13 protein-coding genes are annotated in these 16,791 nt (G+C 26.9%); 10 read left to right on the top strand and 3 right to left on the bottom strand.

The features are described 5' to 3' along the window. The first annotated feature begins 23 nt into the window (after window positions 1-23). The 5 genes from WJW32_RS08215 (at window position 24) to WJW32_RS08195 (ending at window position 5,177) form a co-directional block, all read left to right on the top strand. On the top strand, window positions 24-554 hold the full coding sequence (locus WJW32_RS08215) for a (Fe-S)-binding protein (RefSeq protein ID WP_340257212.1): 531 nt from the start codon (window positions 24-26) through the stop codon (window positions 552-554). A gap of 146 nt (window positions 555-700) precedes the next feature. Beyond that, window positions 701-1,960 (top strand): PocR ligand-binding domain-containing protein, encoded by a 1,260-nt coding sequence (locus WJW32_RS08210; RefSeq protein ID WP_340257210.1) that lies wholly within the window; start codon window positions 701-703, stop codon window positions 1,958-1,960. Between the two features lie 12 nt (window positions 1,961-1,972). After that, entirely contained in the window at window positions 1,973-2,617 is a 645-nt protein-coding gene (locus WJW32_RS08205) for a corrinoid protein (protein WP_340257208.1), read from the top strand. 173 nt (window positions 2,618-2,790) lie between these two features. Next, a complete protein-coding gene (locus tag WJW32_RS08200; protein ID WP_340257206.1) occupies window positions 2,791-4,230 on the top strand; it encodes a trimethylamine methyltransferase family protein in 1,440 nt (479 codons plus the stop codon). Window positions 4,231-4,268: 38 nt separating this feature from the next. Beyond that, window positions 4,269-5,177 (top strand): DMT family transporter, encoded by a 909-nt coding sequence (locus WJW32_RS08195; protein WP_340257204.1) that lies wholly within the window; start codon window positions 4,269-4,271, stop codon window positions 5,175-5,177. 56 nt (window positions 5,178-5,233) lie between these two features. On the opposite strand, the gene WJW32_RS08190 is transcribed toward WJW32_RS08195, so the two are convergent. After that, window positions 5,234-5,686 (bottom strand): L,D-transpeptidase, encoded by a 453-nt coding sequence (locus tag WJW32_RS08190; RefSeq protein ID WP_340257203.1) that lies wholly within the window; start codon window positions 5,684-5,686, stop codon window positions 5,234-5,236. A gap of 294 nt (window positions 5,687-5,980) precedes the next feature. On the opposite strand from WJW32_RS08190, the gene WJW32_RS08185 reads away from it, so the two are divergent. Genes WJW32_RS08185 through WJW32_RS08175 form a run of 3 tightly spaced genes read left to right on the top strand, consistent with a single transcriptional unit; the run spans window position 5,981 to window position 13,046 of the window. Then, window positions 5,981-7,753: a helicase-related protein gene (locus WJW32_RS08185; protein WP_340257200.1), complete on the top strand. Its 1,773-nt coding sequence runs from the start codon at window positions 5,981-5,983 to the stop codon at window positions 7,751-7,753. Further along, window positions 7,746-10,136, top strand: coding sequence for a sacsin N-terminal ATP-binding-like domain-containing protein (locus tag WJW32_RS08180; protein WP_340257198.1), 2,391 nt, complete (start codon window positions 7,746-7,748; stop codon window positions 10,134-10,136). The genes WJW32_RS08185 and WJW32_RS08180 overlap by 8 nt, the downstream gene beginning before the upstream one ends. Then, entirely contained in the window at window positions 10,137-13,046 is a 2,910-nt protein-coding gene (locus tag WJW32_RS08175) for a sacsin N-terminal ATP-binding-like domain-containing protein (protein ID WP_340257196.1), read from the top strand. Between the two features lie 236 nt (window positions 13,047-13,282). On the opposite strand, the gene WJW32_RS08170 is transcribed toward WJW32_RS08175, so the two are convergent. Then, the gene (locus WJW32_RS08170) at window positions 13,283-14,758 is read right to left on the bottom strand and encodes a recombinase family protein (RefSeq protein ID WP_340257193.1); all 1,476 of its coding nucleotides are present in this window, start codon (window positions 14,756-14,758) and stop codon (window positions 13,283-13,285) included. A gap of 335 nt (window positions 14,759-15,093) precedes the next feature. Between WJW32_RS08170 and WJW32_RS08165 the strand changes: the two genes are divergently transcribed. Continuing rightward, window positions 15,094-15,279: a hypothetical protein gene (locus tag WJW32_RS08165; RefSeq protein WP_340257191.1), complete on the top strand. Its 186-nt coding sequence runs from the start codon at window positions 15,094-15,096 to the stop codon at window positions 15,277-15,279. On the opposite strand, the gene WJW32_RS08160 is transcribed toward WJW32_RS08165, so the two are convergent. Continuing rightward, window positions 15,280-15,690 (bottom strand): helix-turn-helix domain-containing protein, encoded by a 411-nt coding sequence (locus WJW32_RS08160; protein ID WP_340257188.1) that lies wholly within the window; start codon window positions 15,688-15,690, stop codon window positions 15,280-15,282. Window positions 15,691-15,967: 277 nt separating this feature from the next. Here WJW32_RS08160 and WJW32_RS08155 point away from each other — a divergent pair, with 277 nt between their 5' ends. Then, window positions 15,968-16,771 carry a RecB family exonuclease gene (locus tag WJW32_RS08155; RefSeq protein WP_340257186.1) on the top strand — a complete coding sequence of 268 codons (804 nt, stop codon included), beginning with the start codon at window positions 15,968-15,970 and terminating at the stop codon, window positions 16,769-16,771. Window positions 16,772-16,791: the final 20 nt, after the last annotated feature.

Genomic DNA, 16,791 nt, shown 5'->3' with positions numbered 1-16,791 from the left:
ATTGAAATTTGGGGGGAGATTTTGTGTACTTAGAAGAAGTTAAAATGACTTTTATACAACCTTGTACAGCTGATGCTGAAAGAATAAGGTTTAAGGCTAAATTTTCAATAGATATTTCAGAAATATTACCTTATATAAATTCTGTTGTAAAAGATGCTATATATAATAAAAAGATTCAGAGTTTAACAATAAGAAAAGAATTTAGGATTATTACAATTTATGGAAATGACTTGGCTGTATCTAAAGCAGTTAACGAATCAGAAGCTTATGAAATAATGGACTTAGTAAAAGATTTAGTTAATAATACATATGAAAGAAAAGATGAAATAGAACCTTTATATGAAATGAGAGAAAAACCTGATATTTTAGAAGTATATAAATATTTACCAAAATTAAACTGTAAAAAATGTGGAGAAGCAACATGCCTTGCATTTTCATCAAAACTTTTATCGGGTATGCAAAACATAAAAAAATGTGGACCTATTCATGAAGAAGATAATAAAGAAAAATTATATGAAGTAGAGAACATGTTACAAATTATGGGATATGAATAAAAAAGTAACTTAGAATTGTACTTAAAAGCAAGGTTAATAACCTTGCTTTTTTTAGTATATAAAGTTAAATTTTTGTTTTTGAAATATTTTCAAATTCTATAAATATAATTTATAGAAACAAGTTAAAATTTAGAAAGGTGATATTCATGAACGAAAGTTTGGATAAAGACTACTTATTGGATGTTATGGGAAGTTTTTCTAAGGCTACGGGTTTATATATTGAGGCTGTAAATAATGAAGGAGAAAGCTATTTTGAACCAAATAATGTAGAGCGAAGTGAGTTTTGTAAGTTTATTCGAAGCTATGGCAAATGTAATGAAAAGTGTAAAGAATCATATAGAGTAGCAAGTCTTGAAGCCGGGAAATGGGAAGAACCATATTTTTTTAGATGTCATGCCGGAATAGTAATTTGGGCTGTACCTATTATAGTTAGAGGAGCTAGTGTAGGAAGTATTATATGTGGGCAAGTGTTGATGTGGGAGCCTGATGAGTTTTTTTTTCAAGAACTAAAAGAATTTAACTCAGGGATTAAGGAATTTGATACATTAAAAGAAAAAGCTATGAAACTTGAAATTATATCTCCAAACCGAATTCAAGCAGTAGCAGATACATTATTTATAGTAGTTAATTATTTAGTTAAGAGAAATATTTGTATCTTAGAAAATAAAGATGCTTCACGGTTATTAATGCAAAAAATCAGACAGGATTTAGAGGATAGAAAAAAATCTAATCTTCATGAAAAAGATGATTACAATAGTTATTTAAAAAAAGAAAGGAAATTATTAAGCTATATTCGCTTGGGAGATAAAATGAAAATAAAAAATACTATACTAAATCTTTTGGGCGATCTTTATGTTAAGGCAGGAGGAGATAAAAATATAATAAAGTTACGTACTATAGAATTAGCATCTTTGATTTCGAGAGCTGCAGTGGATGGAGGACTAGATGGAGAACTTGCAATGAGTATGATGGAAGACTTTAATAAAGAAATTTGTAAAGTTGATAATATAGAATGTTTTTTTTATGAAATATATGATGTAGCTAGAGATTTTTTAGATAAAATATTTATTTTAGGAGACGAAAAGCACATTAGTTTATTAAAAAAAGCACGAAATTTTATTATTGAGAATTATTCTAAACCAATAAAAATAGATGATGTAGCACAATATCTTTTTATAAGTAAATCTCACTTAAGTAGATTATTCCGTAAAGAACTAGATTGCACAGTGAATGATTACATTACAAGAGTGAGAGTAGAAAAAGCAGTTGAATTAATGAAAAAGAGAGAATTAAGCATAAAAGATATTTCAAATAGAGTAGGGTTTAAAAGTCAAAGCTATTTTACAAAGGTCTTTAAAAAACATATAGATGTTAAACCAGTAGTATATAGAAATAAATTATTTTAAGGGGGAGCATGAGTGTACTATAAAAAGATAAGGGAAGGGATAATAAATGGAGATACTGATGCTGTAATAGAATTAACAAAAGAGGCTTTAGCAAAGAAATATACACCTGAGCATATATTAGAAAAAGGCTTGATTTCAGGAATTGATGAAATTGCTAAAAAGTTTCGTAAGGATAAAGTTTTAGTTCCTGAGGTACTTCTTTCCACTAGAGCTATGAATGCAGGAATTTATATATTGCAGCCATATTTTGAAAATCATAAAAGAAACAATAAAGTGAAAATTATATTAGGAACAGTTGCAGGAGATCTTCATGATATTGGAAAAAACATTGTGAAAAGCATACTTATAGCTACTGGAGCAGATGTAATTGACTTGGGAATAAATGTATCTACAAAAGAATTTATAGATACAGTATATAAAGAAAAAGCTAATATGCTTATGATGTCAGCTCTAATGACTACAACCTTACCAGCTATGAAAGAAGTTATAGAAGAACTAAAAAATAAAGGATTAAGAGAAAGTGTAAAGGTCTTTGTTGGTGGAGCACCTGTAACAGAAACTTTTGCAATCAGAATAGAAGCTGATTATTACTTTGAAGATGTGTTTAAATTGAGAAGTTTTTTAGAAAAAAATTTACATAAATTTGTGATTGAATAATTACCCAATTTAAAGGGTATTTTTTTTGTTATTTTTTAATATATTTTGAATAGAATTAATAAAAGCACATTAGAGCAAAAAAAAGCAGAAATAAGCTATTAAATATCAAGTTATATTTTCATAGTATTAAATAAATAAATTTATAAAAAAACTAAAGGGGATGTGAAAATAATATGAAACCAGTATTAAGATTTCTTTCTGATGAAGATTTAAAAAATGTTCATAATATGGCTTTGGATATGTTAGAAAACATGGGGATGCAGCTATGTTCAGAAGAAGCACGTGAAATATTGAAAAAAGAAGGGGCAGAAGTTGAAGGGGAAATTGTTAAAATTCCTAGGGAATTAATAGCTAGAGCACTTGAAACTGTTCCAAAGAGAGATGAATTTGTACTTTATGGAAGAACACCAGAAAATGACGTAAAAATAAGTGAAGCTCCTCCAACATTAGCAGCTATGACTATGGCAACAGCAGTTATTGATCCTGATACAAGAGAAAGACGTCCTGCTACTAATGAAGACTTAGCTAAACTTACTAAAATACTAGAAACTTTAGATAATGTAACAATTGCAAGTGGACTTGTTACACCTCAAGATGTACCCCTTCAAGCATCTGATTGGTATACTTGGGCAACAACAATAAAGAATACTACAAAACATATAACTGGAGGAGTTGTTGGTAAAGAAGGAGTTAGAGATGCAGTAAAAATGGCATCATTAGCAGTAGGTAGTGAAGAAGAATTTTTAAAAAGACCGTTTATATCTGTTTGGGTATTAACTATGCCTCCAATGAAAGTAGATGAGAATACTTTAAATGTACTTATGGAAGCTAGTAAATATAAAATACCTTCAGTGATAAGTTCTGGAGGAATACTTGGAATATCTTCACCTATAACTATAGAAAGCGCAATAATTCATACTCATGCGGAAACACTCGCTTGTATAGCACTATCTCAGATGGTTAATCCTGGAGCACCTGTAATATATTCAAGCTATGTACGTAGTATGGATATGAAAACACTAAGCGTTGCAATGTCTAGCCCTGAATCAGCTATAATGAAGAGTTGTATGGCAGAATTAGGACTTTACTTAGACCTTCCAACAAAGATGCCATGTAATTTACGTGACTCAAAAGTTCTAGATGCGCAAACTGGATTTGAAACAGGTATGGTTGGAACTATTGGGGCTTTAACAACAGACTTCTTGGTAGCAATGCAATTAGACATGGATTTAGTAGTAGATTATGCAGATCTACCATACTCTAATGAATGTATGTCTCAGTTACAAAGATTAGTAAGAGAATTAAATTTTAATGAAAAGAGAATAGATTTAGATAATATTGAAAAAACTGGACATGGCGGAAGTTTCTTAGGTTCAAAACATACAGTGCGTTACTTTAGAAAAGAGCTATGGAGAGGTGAATTAACGGAAAGAGGAAATTATGGTTCTTGGAAAGAAGAAGGAGAAAAAGATATAGCACAAAAATCTTTAGAAAAAGTACGTCAAATTCTTGAAGAAACGAAAGATGTAGAACTGTTAGATAAGGAAATACAAAATAAAATAGATGCTATAGCGGAAGCTGCTATAGAGAAGTCAAAGAACATAGTAAGATAAAAAGTATAAGCAAAAAATATTAAGGATGTGAGCAAAATATGAATAAAAGCAAAATCCTTGGTTTAATTAGTATAATTATAGTTGTAACAATATACGGAGTTTCATATATTTCTAGAGATGTTATTGATAATTATATGCATGCAACAGTGATAGTTGGATTTCAACTTACTATTATGGCTGTTCTTTTTACTATATACAATATTGTTAAAAAGAATAATTTTAAAATAGAGAAATCAGATATATTCATTATATGTTTGTCAGGATTGTTTGGAACAACATTTTTTCATGTATTAACTGTTCTAAGTATAACTGCTATTGGACCTACTGTATCATCTTTATTATTTGGATTTGCAGCAGTATTTTCATTAATAATAGATATAATATTCTTTAAAAGACCAAAAACAAAATTGAGTATTTTTAGTGTTATTGTTTCACTAATAGGAGTATATATTCTTATGGGAATAGACTTTAAAGACTTAGCTTCAACTAACTTTAAAGGATATTCACTTACTATTCTTAGCATAATATCATGGGTAGTTTATTGCTTCTTGTCTGATAAGGTTTCAGACAAATATGATAAGACAGTAATGTTAAATTATCAAGCAATAGTAGGTGCTGTAACAACATTACCATTTATATTTGTTTATCCAGTAAGTATGCACAACTTAATGATGGGAAAAGTTATAATAAATCTGATCATTTTAGGTGTATTTAATTCTACCATAGCCTATTTCTTAAACATATATGCAATAAAGAATATAGGAGTAACTTTATCGAATTTATTTATGAATTTCTTGCCAGTAGTCACTATAATATTATCTTTATTATTATATGGAACAATACCATCAATGAATCAAGTTGTAGGAGGTATTATAATAATAGGTTCAGTGTTGTTGTTAAATAAGGATCAAAATAATATAGAAATAATAGAAGAGTTAAATAACTAAAACACAGTTTAAGCCCCTTTATTTTAAGGGGTTTATTTTTTTTCTTTTACATATAACTAATTTATAATCACAACTGTTCCAATTCGAACAATATTATAAAGCTCTATAACGTCTTTATTATACATTCTTATACATCCATTTGAAATTGCTTTTCCTATTGATGAGGGGTTGTTTGTGCCGTGAATACCGTAATGAGGCTTGCTAAGTCCTAGCCATCTTTCGCCAAAAGGTCCTCCTGGCTTATAAGCTTTGTTTACTATTGTGAACGTGCCTTTTGGAGTAGGGGTGGAAGGCTTACCGAGTGACTTGATACCCACATAAAATAAGATGCTATTAAAGAATTTGATAAGGATATTTTTGCACAGATTGTGGAGCAGGTTAAGGTTATAGATTTGGTTGAGGTAGCGTTTATTTATAAAATAAGAGTGTGATAACAGAGGTATTGTAAATGATACTTTATTAATGCGTTGAGTGAATGCATAATATGGTTTGATTAGCACATTTTCCATACATGCAAAAGTTGAGGATATTAAATTATGAACTATAAAAAAAGTAGAAAAATGGAAAAACAAGGTATATAATTATAGATAAGATTAGATAGAGAGTATGATATAAGTTATATTTTAGGTCAAAAGGAAATTGGGTGTTAAAAAAACTTTATAACTGGAGATTTTATAAAGTTTTGATAAATAGCTAGATGAAAAAAGGTATGCTATTTGAGGAAATTAAATTTAGTTTGATTAATGAAAAACAGAGATATATAACTAAAAGGAAATAAATAAAAGTTAAGGGGTAATGTTGATATGTGTAATTTTTTATTGAATACAGACATATACGATAAATATGAATTGCAAAAAACAGCAAGTAGAATAGTTAAAAATAAGAGATATTGTTTTGTTTTCGATGAACCAGGTTGTGGAAAAACAATTTCTGCGGGTTATTCAGTGGCAGATATTTTGAACGAGAAATCTCAACCTAAAGTATTAATTATATGCCCTACAAATAAAAGAGTGGATTGGTCGTTGGAACTATATAAGGCATTTGGTATAAGTAGTACAATAATAAGAAAAAAAATAGATATTTATAAATTAAAATCTTTACTTTATTCGGTATGTATTATAAGTAATAAAAGTGGAGAAGTTTTTAATAGTCTGACAAAATCAAAAGTAATTTGGGATCTGATTATAGTTGATGAAGCTCATGAAGCTTTAAACAAGTGGGGATTAATAAAAATTTGTGAGCCTGATGATACCCATAAAAATGATGAGGTTGAGACGGAAATGGAAGAGCAGGATTATAAGAATGCTCTAAATAGTAAAAAAGTAATGATGTTAACAGCTACTCCTATAAAAGGCAACTTACTTAATGAAGCAAACAATGAACTTGAAATTTTATGCAATGTTGTTAGCGATATTTTAGTAATAGATGAAACATTAGATGTAGAAGAACGTTCATTTTCTTTTACAAGTAAAGATATTGCTTGTTTACCACAGTATATGATTTATAACAGTGGTAAAAATGCTTATAAAGATGATTCTTGTACAAGACTTAAAGAAAATGTTGATTTTACTTTATTTTTCAAGGAGGATTTCAAAGCAGATTATAAATGCGATAGAGTAGTTATACCAATAGAATATGAGCAGTCAGATGAAAAATTTAATGATGAAATTAAATTTTTAGAAAGTGATGGATTGTTTTCACAATTTAAGAAATTCCAGTATAATGAAAAAAAAGCTGAAATTATAATGGAAAAAATAAAAGAAGAAGTGATAAAAAACAATAATCGATGTATAGTTATTGCGGAAGTAAAAAGTGATTTGAAAAAGCTCTATCAAAAAGTTATAAGTGATGCTAAGGGGCTGTTAGTAAAGCAAATTGACACGGATAATAGTGATAATATAAGTAGAGATATTAATAGTGTAGATAAAGATGGAACTATTTCAGCATTGTTAATCACAGATAAATCAGGCTCTACAGGTGTCAATCTTGGTAATTTTGATGTTGTAATTAATCTATCACTTCCGTGGACATCTGCCAATCTTGAACAACGCTTTGGAAGAATAGATAGAATTAATAATAGTATTAAAACAAAAAAAATGTATTATTTTTTAGAAAAAAATAATAGTGATTTAAGTAAATATTTATTTATAAAATGCGTTTCAAAAGCACAGATGATTGCTGAATTTATGCCTATAAGAAATACTGTACTAATTAATCAACAAGTTCTTAAGACAACTTATGAAGCAGTTTTAGAAACTATAAACATGTACCAAAACATTCTAGATAATATAAACTCAGAGGATTTATATAATGCTAAGAAAGAAAAAGAAAAAATTGAGATAAATATAAAAAATACTATAGTGATTCTAAATAAAATATTGGGAATAGAAAAAATATACGAAAATTTTAGGGATGTTATTGTTAATAAAAATCTAGAAAATATAAAAATCATGATTGATAAAAGACCAGAATTATCGATTAATTGTGGAGATGTGTACTACTTAAAAGATAATAAAATAATAAGTAGTAATGTTGTAAATATTCGCAATGAAAGGAGCAAAGCGAATAATGGATAGAAGTGAGATTAAAAAATATTATAATATAGTTTGCAATGATTCAGAAAATAATGAAGATATAGCCATATCAAAAATTAATAAAATATTGTTTGGAAATAATATTAATGAAAAAAATGATATTGTGAATAATTTAAAAGAAATTATGGGATTTACTGTGAAAACAGATTTGATAAATCTTATAAGTAAAGGAAATGAACAAGATGTTCAACAAACAAAAGGGTATGATAATCGATTTATTAGCGAATTTATGCAAAATTGTGAGGATGCAAGAAAAAAACAAAACTTTGAAACAGATAAATGTTTTAATATAGCAATCGTAGACTGTGAAGAGAATAAATTTAAAGTTACAATTTCATATGATGAGAAGGGATTTGATTTTAAAGATATTATTGGATTTGTTAATACAAATTTATCTTCAAAAGAAAATGATAGTGAAGCTATAGGAAAATATGGAATTGGTTTAAAATCTGTGTTTAATATAACAAGATTTATACAAGTTTCAACTTCTAACGGTATTATAATTAAAATGGGTAAAGATGAAAATGATAAGGCTATATTTGATATATATTTAAATGAAGATAATACAGGGACTACTAAAATATGTTTTAATGTAGATAAAATTAAAATAAAAGAAGTTTATAATAATGAAGAAATGTTTATTAAAGGTGGAAGTCTTATAGACTTTAGAAGTCTACTTTTTACAAAATATATTAATGAAATCATTTTAAACTTTGATGGAACACAAACTATTATAAAAACATTAGAAGTGAATGAAAATAAAGTAAAGTTGGATAATCTTAGTTATAAATATTTTTATAAAAACATTTTAGTAGGAAATAAATTATATAAATACATTGTAAGCACAATTACTGAAGATAATAAATTAACGAGTTTTGCATATAGTTATGAATTAAGTGGTAACAGTAAAATATATTACTGTATATTTCCATTAGTTAAAAGTATTAACCTGATAAATGATTCTGTTATTTGTGTAACGAATGATTTAGCTAATAGTGAAAGAACGGATATTTCGGCAAAGGATAAAGAAAGGCAGTTCATAAAAAAAGGTTTATTTAATTTAAAAAATAAATTTTTTGATAATGCAAAATGCGCAATAAAAGATAGTGAACTTACAATAAAAAAAATGTTAGCAAATTTTTGTTATCTATGCAAAAGTGATTATAAAGAAGATATACAAGTAATAAATGATGATGACCAAGCTTATATAATGCTGTATAATAATCCGTTTAATGAACTCTTTGATTCAAAAGAACAATTTAAAGAAGCAATAGAAATGTTTCAGATAAATGAAAAACCTATTTATCATATTTTTAATCATGACTATGATAATGCTTTGTATATTTATGGAGAACAGTGTGAAAATGTAAATATTACAGAAAAATTACTTGTTGATCAAGATATATTGAAAAAAAGAGTTAAACATAGTATAGGAAATATAATTATTGCAAAAGAAAAGTTTAGTACTTTGGAGTTGTTTAGTAATAATAATGATGTAGGTATTTTAATAATAAAAATACTAGAATTAGATGATAGATATCAGAAGTTTCCAATAAAGAGTAGTTATAACATTTATACGAGAGAATTAGGTAAAACGAAAGGTGGTCAATTTAAAAGTTTATTATCAAGATTACTTAGAAAAAAAATAGATAAAAGAACTATCAAATATATCATAAGTAATATATTTGATAGTGACTATTGTGATGAAATCGATTTTTTATATGACTTTGGATATTGTTTTAAGGAAACGGATAAAGACGAATATGCAAATGAGATTATACTATTTAATGATGTAATTAAAAAATTTAATTGTATTTCTACAGTAAATAGTCTTAATGTAAAAGTTGAAAGTTTAAAAAATTGTATAATAGCATTGTATATTAATAGTGAAGTTTATTGCTATAAATTTGTTAGTAAGAATAAAGAAAGAAGTACAGTAATGAATTTTACTGGAGATGAATCTAATAATGATATTTTTAAGTTGGCTATGACTGACAAAACTATATTGAAAAGATGTAATATTGAAATTGAATCTACAGAAAATGAATTTGTTAGTAAGATAAAAGAAATATATAAATATCTTATTAAGCTAAAGGCTGAAAATTGCATAGTAATATCTAGAGATAAAAGAGTATTTAATTACGAAATTTTTAGTACTATTGGGAAAAAGATTGTGGAAGTGGAAGCTTGCTTGAAATGTGAAATTTGTGGGAAAGTAAGTTCTGACTGTAGGCTAGTCTTAGATTTGTATAATGAAAAAAAAGAGATTAAAAGTTGTAAAAACTGTCGTAATAAACTTATGTATAGAAAAGTAGGTTCTAATAAAAATATTTCATATTCATTTAAAATCAGAGGTGAAAAGTAAATGTGCAATTTCGATGATTTTTTAAATTTTTATATGTTAAATGAAGAAGTTGAAGGTGTTAAAGATAGTATAATTAATGCAAATAGAGACCTCTCTATTATTGTAGATGGAATAAATAAATCGGAAAATTTAAAATCTAAAGTATTAAAGGATTTCGCTACAATTAGAAGAAAAAATAATCAAATAAAAGCGTATAGTGACCGATTTATTTTTGAGATTATTCAAAATGCAGATGATGCTATGTATAACAAAGGAAAGAAATTAGATGATAAACTTGATATAAAAATAAAGAATAATAATGATACTTTTTCTATAGAACTTAATTATAAAGGCACTCCATTTGATGTTAAGAGTATCATAGGAATATTAGTATTAAATAAATCAACTAAGGATGGGGTAGATACTACAGGAAAATATGGTATAGGATTAAAATCTGTTTATAATTTAGCAAATGGATTTACTATTTCTAATTCGGGCATAGAAATTAAAACAGACAAAACAAATAACTCAGAACCGTATAAAATTAGTTTGGTTAAATTTGAAGATGAAAAACAGACAAGCATGAATGTTATTTTATCAAAAAGTAATAATAAAAAATTTGTTGACTCATTTAATAATATTGAACACTTATTTGAACCTTTACAGTTTTTTGATAAAAATATGCTATTATTTACTAAAGCTATAAAAACAATAAATCTTAATATTAATGGTATGGAAAAAACTATAAATATAGATAACAATAAATATTATGAGATTATAAATACAAATATATATAAGATCTATTATCCTAAAAAATTATTATTTCAGGATAATAAAAAATGTTATATGTATAGTACATTCCCATTAGAAGACAAGATTTTAATTGATGAAAGTTTAGGATTATTAGATGGTGCAATTATTGATACAAAATATTCTAGTAGAACTCGAGATAGCGTTGCACCGAATCAGAAGAATTATGACGCTATATTCAAAGGGGTTATTGAAGAAATAGATAAATCAATAAAAAATAATTTATCAAAAAAAATATACCAAGAGGATTTTAGTGAATTTTTCTATACATATTATGACAATTTAAAGTATTTATATTCGGAAAATTATGTTTCTTTTACACCTTGGATTGAACGAAATGATATTATTATTTTTTATATTGATAAAAATGATTTAAATATAAAAGAATACTTTAATACAATTGAAAAGTTAATAAAAACTAAAATAAGTAATAAGACTATTGTGCTTCTATATGAGAAATTGGTATATTATATTGATGCTGAAAATAAATTATATTCATGTGAAAATAATAAATTAGATTATCTCAATGATATAATAAAAAATCATATTAAAAATATGGATGAGGATATATATAGGTATGGTAGTATATACAATCTTAAAAATTATATAAAAAAAGAATTTGAGAAGTTTTCTGTAGTAGACGTATTGTCGAAAAATTTTGATGATAGCAAAATTACAGATATTTTTAGATGGGCTGGAGCTGAAATAAAACAATGTAATGATAATAACAGAAAATTAGAAGCATTATTTAAATTGAGAGAAAAATATAAAATAAACAAAAATGTTGATGAATATTATAATGCTTTGAAAAAATTGAAAATTATAATAAATAATGATGAGACGAAGGAATTTAAGCAATTATTGAAAAGATTTTTAGAATCCAAATTGGATGAAACAACTATCTATATGTTTGATTCGTATTCAAATGTTAACGATTCATATTACTATTACTTCGTGGATAAAGACAACCGAACTATTTATTATAATTCGGATATCCTTTATAAAAATCTAAAAGAGTTATGTAATTTACTAAATATAAAGTTAAAAAAATCCAGATCAGATAGAGATAAAACTAAATATCAAAAATATCAACAAAACCAATCTGAATATCCTTATAATATTAATTCATATGATGTTTTTTGGATAGATTTATATGGTTTAGAGGGTTGTACTAATAAATATGACAACAAGAGGAAAGCTATTGCATTTGAAAGAGTGAGATTTAATAGTTTTGAAGAATTTTCTAGGATAGAAGATGAAGATAGTAAACTGAATTTTTTTACTAATCGATATGTAAATAGATTTTTAGAGCTTTTGATTGATTGTAATAACTTTGAAAATATAGATATATTATATTATATTGCAGAGAACACAAAAAAATTTAAGCAATTTTGCAATAGTAAAATACATATTTTGAAAAATCTTAATATCGATAAGTATAGGTCTGAAAATATACTTTTTAATACGCTCTGCAATTTTGTACAGGACCAAAAAAACATAAATGTAATTCCACTGGAAATTGATTACAAGGGTGGTTCGGGAAATCCAAAATGTGGTGGGTATATAAAAAAAATAGATGATAAATGGGAATTGACATGGATTTCAAGTGATAAAAATAGAATTAAATTTAGACTCGATGAATTTAATGGTAAAAAAAATTGTAGATATGTTATTTTTCCAAAGTCAACAGGGTTTAAAGCACATGAATTGGTGGAAGAAGCATATGATAATACTTTTTATAGATTCTTTGAAGTTTACTATAATCAACCACAAAAAGAGGTTAACGAAACTCATTTAGGTTATGATTTGAATATAGCAAACAAATTTAATGAACAAATTGCAACGGAATTGATTAAAGAAATTCTTCTTTTTTCACCATCACCAACTGAGGATTTATTAGAACTTTTATTTTTTGGAAATATAAAAGGAATTGACGGATACAATAGAGTGTGTCCTAATTGTGGTAGAAAAATAGTTGAAAAATCAAGCATGGACTTGTATAAAAAAGGAGAAGTCTTAGTTCCATTATGTGAAGATTGTTACAAATTAAAAGACTTTGATGTTAATTTATCAGAAACAAACAAATTGTTAAATGTATTGTTAAATGGATTCTACAGGTGATTTCTATAAAATATCTAAATAATATGTGATCTTATATTAATAAGGTTTGATTCTATCTAAGTTGAATTTTAAGTTATTAAAATATTTTTGTTATAAAATGTAGCTCCCACAAGTGATTGTGGGAGTTTTGCTATAATATAATGTGTATTATGTATTAGAGGAAAACATGTAAGGTTTTCCTAAGTATATTTAAGTTGCTGAATTATACAAAAATCACCATGTATAACTGGATTAAACTACCATGGCAACCTATACTCAATCTTCACATCCGACTTATTAAGTACCTCAATCTTATGAATCCGTTCTTTTAACCATAGTTTTATAGCTGTAGGATCATTAGACTCTATAATTTCATCAATATCATTAAATTGAGGTTTAAGCTGTTCTCCTAAGTCTTCATTAACATGTTTATTCTTTATCTGATTAATTTGTTCTTTAATTTCAGCTTCTTCTAGTGACACTCTCTTCTTAGCTTCTTGAAGCTCTTCTAAAGATATGATCTCTGCTTCAAATGCTTCTAACTGCTTTTGAAATTTGTGTTTTATTTTTTTTAGTCTATTTTCCAACAGCTTTAGTTCATCGGTTGAATCATCGGATTTAGTAATTATAACTTTACTAGGGTCAATATCCCCATCTTTAAGAATCTTCCTTATATCTTGAAATACAAGGTATTCAATGGCTTCCTTATGTACAAAGTTAAAAAAACACATTCTATGACTAAGGTAGTTACCGCAAACATAGCGTATATATACTTTACCGCTAGTATGTTTTTTTCGTTCTCCTATCATGTTATGACCACAATGACCACACTTTATAATAGAAGATAGTAGGTATTGGCTTTTTACAGCAGCTCCTTTCATGGTTTGTTTAGCCTTGAGGATTTTCTGTACTTTATCAAATAATTCTTGATCGATTATAGCTTCATGCGTATTTTTTAGTACAATCCAATCGCTAGGATCGTTGTTAGATCTATTTGATCTCTTGGTTTTATTCCATATATATTGCCCTGTATAAACAGGATTCTTTATAATTCTTTTTACCGATGATGAATCCCAAAATTTATTATTACATGTTAATAAACCATTTAAGTTTAGGTATTTTTTAATAGTCCCAAAACTATCACCTTTTGAATACATTTCAAACATAATTTTAATTGTTTTTGCCTCATCATCATTTATTTTAAGGCGTTTAGTTTCTTTATTCAAAGAATATCCAAATGGAGTTCTGCCAATGTAAACTCCTTTACTAGCTTTTTGTTTCATACCTTTCATTACTTCTTGTGCAAGGTTTAAGGAATGAAATTCAGCAATTACCTCCATCATACCTTCTAATAATTTTCCTGTAGGGGAATCATCAAAATTCTCTGTAATACTTATAACATTTACACCACATTGTTTACTAAGTAAAGATTTATATATTACAGAATCAGACCGATTTCTAGCAAATCTATCTGTTTTATGGACAAGAATCATTGAAAATTTCTTATCTTTTTTCTTTGCATCACTAATCATTCTTTGAAATTCTGGACGATCAGCTGTTCGTGCGGATTTTCCTTCATCTAGATACTCGCCTATTATTTCTATACCATTACTCAATGCAAATTTTTTTATTGCATTAATCTGAGCAGGGATAGAATTATCTTTATTAGCTTGTTCTTCGGTACTGACGCGAGAGTATAGAACTGCTTTAGAATTTGGTTTATAGGATACCATAACTATCACTCCGTAATATAGAATTAGAAATTTTTATATGTTTAGTAACAAGGTAAACATAGAGTTTAGTTATAGCTAAATGAAATTTGTATTATTTGATTTGCCCAATCTAATTATAGCATTATAGTCTATATTAGGTAATGTTAATATATGGAGTGAATTAGTACAGATAGTAGTAGTTATTATTTTACAGAACTGTAGTTTACCATGAACAGTATATATTTACTGAACAAGGCTTTAAAATATACATGAAATTATTATAAATAGATACAAGAAATGCTTTGTAATAGGACAATACCTCTGTTTCATATGTTTTTTATCAGGGGGGAGTTAAAATGTTAGGAAGAGATTTGCTTAAAATTTCAAAAGTATCCTTTATAACTAAAGATGGAGAGGAGTTAGAAGAAAACCAACTTCCTAATGAAGAATATCAGGCATTTTGTAATGAGTTTGAAGAAGCAAGACTGCAACATAAAATAAAGTGGCCTGAATTTGATGAAAGGTATGCTAAAGAAAAATAACTATATAGAGTTATTATCTAGTTCTAAAGCATCTATAACTCTTATTAACTTATTAACTGAATTAGATGATAAGTCTTTTAGTTTTTTAGAGATGGCATGCAGATCACTTCTATATGTAAGTTTTTCTATAAAATCAATGAGCTCAGGATCATCTTGAATAGATTTATAGAGATTATTAACTATAGATTCAATATGTACTGGATTGCGAGAATCTGTTCTACCTAATAGATAGTCTATAGAAACTTCGAAAAATGTAGCAAGGTTTTGGGTAGTCATAAGTTCTGGGATTCTGCTGCCAGATTCCCAAGAGGATATCGTAGTTCTAGGAATATTCAATTCTGCACTCAAATCTTTTTGAGACAGTCCTTTTTCTTTTCTCAGTTTTTTTAATCTTTCCGATAATTTGTTCATAACACACCTCTATTTAATCTAAAGAATTAGTTATTTCATAGTTATTCTATATCAAGATATAAGCTAAATCAATGGTTATATTGGAATTGTTGCCATAAACTTCTATTGATAAACCAATGAGTCAATAATATAATTTAAGTGACACATAGAGTGTCTTTGATTATAAAAAATGACACATGAATTAATAGCTAATGTAGAATAATTTGAAAATTATATGGTTTGCCCAAAGCCATGGTTTAATTATTAAAATCAAGATTAAGAGAGGAGTATTGAAACTATGTCAGGTAATAAGCTTTATCTCAGTAATTCAGGTATACAAGTGTTCTTAAATTGCAAAAGAAAATATAAGTTTAAATATATTAACAAAATTAAGAGCAAACAACAAAGTCCAAGTAAATATTTGGCTTTTGGAAACAGCATGCATATGACTTTAGCTCAATTTAATATGCTTACAGATAAAAAATACAGAACTATTGATAATTTACACATGCTACTGAGGAAAAATTGGAAGAGAGAGGGTTACCAGTCGTTAGAAGAAGAAAGAGAGTATGGTTTAAAAGCTTTAACTATGCTTTCAAATTACTTTGATGACCAAAAGGATCAAGGAAAACAAAATGTATTGATTGAAGAAATGATAAATAAGAATATGGATGGAAAATTTACTCTATGTGGAAAATTGGACAAGGTATATCTTAGAAATGATGGTCTTATAGAAACAATTGACTATAAGACTGGAAGGAATATAGAGACATTTAATAATATGCAACTACCAATATATATACTTCTGACTAAAGAAAAATTAGGACGTTACCCTAATATAATTAGCTATTATTACATGGCTTACAATAAAAAAATTGAACAGGAAGTAACTGCGGAAGTTATTGAAGATGCTTTAAATAATTTGTGGAATATTTATGAAAAGATTTCTACAGAAAAAGAATTCCCAAGTAATCCAAATACTAACTGTAAGATGATGTGTGAGTACTATGATATGTGTAATTCAGCTAAGGATTCAAATTTTATAATGACAAATATTCTTGAAAATTTAAAAAATGAAAAAAGAACTGACACAATATTTTAATGAACAGAAATTAGGAGGTA

Source organism: Tepidibacter sp. Z1-5 (assembly GCF_037844525.1).
GTDB lineage: Bacteria > Bacillota > Clostridia > Peptostreptococcales > Peptostreptococcaceae > Tepidibacter_A.
Note: the sequence above shows the minus strand (reverse complement) of the source record. Positions and strands in the feature narration are given on the sequence as shown.

Bases quoted from the DNA above. Each gene is read 5' to 3' on its own strand.
- WJW32_RS08190 (WP_340257203.1), bottom strand. From the start codon at position 5,686: ATGGAAAATGTGCTAATCAAACCATATTATGCATTCACTCAACGCATT.
- WJW32_RS08180 (WP_340257198.1), top strand. From the start codon at position 7,746: ATGGATAGAAGTGAGATTAAAAAATATTATAATATAGTTTGCAATGAT.
- WJW32_RS08155 (WP_340257186.1), top strand. From the start codon at position 15,968: ATGTCAGGTAATAAGCTTTATCTCAGTAATTCAGGTATACAAGTGTTC.
- WJW32_RS08170 (WP_340257193.1), bottom strand. From the start codon at position 14,758: ATGGTATCCTATAAACCAAATTCTAAAGCAGTTCTATACTCTCGCGTC.
- WJW32_RS08175 (WP_340257196.1), top strand. From the start codon at position 10,137: ATGTGCAATTTCGATGATTTTTTAAATTTTTATATGTTAAATGAAGAA.
- WJW32_RS08195 (WP_340257204.1), top strand. From the start codon at position 4,269: ATGAATAAAAGCAAAATCCTTGGTTTAATTAGTATAATTATAGTTGTA.
- WJW32_RS08200 (WP_340257206.1), top strand. From the start codon at position 2,791: ATGAAACCAGTATTAAGATTTCTTTCTGATGAAGATTTAAAAAATGTT.
- WJW32_RS08185 (WP_340257200.1), top strand. From the start codon at position 5,981: ATGTGTAATTTTTTATTGAATACAGACATATACGATAAATATGAATTG.
- WJW32_RS08160 (WP_340257188.1), bottom strand. From the start codon at position 15,690: ATGAACAAATTATCGGAAAGATTAAAAAAACTGAGAAAAGAAAAAGGA.
- WJW32_RS08165 (WP_340257191.1), top strand. From the start codon at position 15,094: ATGTTAGGAAGAGATTTGCTTAAAATTTCAAAAGTATCCTTTATAACT.
- WJW32_RS08210 (WP_340257210.1), top strand. From the start codon at position 701: ATGAACGAAAGTTTGGATAAAGACTACTTATTGGATGTTATGGGAAGT.